This is a genomic window from Massilia agilis (genome assembly GCF_024756255.1).
Taxonomy (GTDB): domain Bacteria; phylum Pseudomonadota; class Gammaproteobacteria; order Burkholderiales; family Burkholderiaceae_D; genus Telluria; species Telluria agilis.
The window spans coordinates 1-309 of record NZ_JANUHB010000027.1 but is presented as its reverse complement, the minus strand read 5'-3'; the positions used below and the strand labels follow the sequence as shown (position 1 = coordinate 309).

At 70.9% G+C, this 309-nt stretch carries 1 protein-coding gene; it reads left to right on the top strand.

Annotated features, from left to right (window positions below; all coding sequences use genetic code 11):
- Window positions 1-309: hypothetical protein (locus tag NX774_RS23315; RefSeq protein WP_258824688.1), on the top strand; the 309-nt coding region annotated here is incomplete at both ends.

Genomic DNA, 309 nt, shown 5'->3' with positions numbered 1-309 from the left:
GATGCGGCAAGCTGGGAATACAGCGTGGACGGCGGCGCCCACTGGGCGGCAGGCAGCGCCACCGCGTTCTCGCTCGCCGACGGCAGCTATGCGGCCGGCAGCGTGAAGGTGCGCTACACCGACACGGCCGGCAACCTGAGCACGGCCGCGGGCAATGCCGCAGCCATCACGATCGACAACACGGTGGCCGCCCCCGCGCTGGCCCTGGCGGCCGACACCGGCACCAGCAACAGCGACGGCCTGACCAAAAATACGGCCGTGAACGTGACGCTGGCCGCCGACGTGGCCAGCTGGGAGTACAGCACCGAC